Here is a 1178-nt window from a genome sequence, read left to right as displayed (position 1 = left end):
CACCCTGCGGACGATCACCACTGGGACGACGGTCCTGCCACGCCGGACGATCACCCTGCGGACGCCCACCACCCTGCGGACGATCACCACTGGGACGACGGTCCTGCCACGCCGGACGATCACCCTGCGGACGCCCACCACCCTGCGGACGATCACCGGCGGGACGACGGTCCTGCCACGCCGGACGATCACCCTGCGGACGCCCACCACCCTGCGGACGGTCACCGCCGGGACGACGGTCCTGCCAGGAAGGACGATCACCCTGCGGACGACCCTGCCCCTGCGGACGGTCACCACTCGGGCGACGGTCCTGCCACGCGGGACGATCACCCTGCGGACGACCCTGCCCCTGCGGACGGTCACCACTCGGGCGACGGTCCTGCCAGGAAGGACGATCACCCTGCGGACGACCGGCACCGTGCGGACGCCCACCACCCTGCGGACGGTCACCGCCGGGACGACGGTCCTGCCAGGAAGGACGATCACCCTGCGGACGACCGGCACCCTGCGGACGATCACCCTGCGGACGACCACCACCCTGGGGACGGTCTCCACCCGGGCGACGGTCTTGCCACGACGGGCGATCACCCTGCGGGCGACCCTGCCCCTGCGGACCACCCGAACCCTGAGGACGACCGCCGCCGGATCGACCGCCGGAAGACCGCTCGCCAGTGGGACGCCGATCGCGCCACTCGCCTCCAGGACCGCCGGGTGCGCTCGGGCGATCGTCACGTGACGACCCGCGGCCGTTGGCAGCGCCACGGCTGCCGTCGGCGGGCCGCGCTCCACGATTGCCCTCGGTCGGACGGGACCCGCGGTGTCCGGCGGGGCGCTGCGGACGGCCGGCGCCACCCTGACGGGCTGGGCCGCCACTGCCGCCGGCGCTACGACCTCGATCTGACCCTGACGGCCCTCGTCGCGGAGAAGTCATGGTGTTCTACGTACCTCACTGGTGAACGGCGCACGCCCGGTGGGGGGCACCTGTACGGCATCGCATCCACCCGGCTCACCGCGGTAGCGGCTCGATCCGGTCGGTCGACGAAAGCGGACAAACGCACAAAACGGGGGCCGGAGCGCAATGCTCCGACCCCCGTTTCGTGAAGTTATGTCCGGCGGCGTCCTACTCTCCCACCCGGTCCCCCGGGCAGTACCATCGGCGCTGAAAGGCTTAGCTTCCG

Annotated in this window: 1 protein-coding gene and 1 rRNA gene; both read right to left on the bottom strand. The window is 72.2% G+C overall.

Annotated elements, in window-relative coordinates:
• Window positions 1-732 (bottom strand): hypothetical protein (locus O2W20_RS22645; protein WP_269185534.1); only part of this gene is annotated, 732 nt, incomplete at its 3' end.
• A 375-nt stretch (window positions 733-1107) separates the two neighbouring features.
• A 5S ribosomal RNA gene (gene rrf / locus O2W20_RS22860) occupies window positions 1108-1178 on the bottom strand; the annotation flags it as partial.

It is taken from the genome of Modestobacter sp. VKM Ac-2982 (assembly GCF_026967935.1).
GTDB lineage: Bacteria > Actinomycetota > Actinomycetes > Mycobacteriales > Geodermatophilaceae > Modestobacter.
This window is presented reverse-complemented; position numbering and strand designations above follow the sequence as displayed.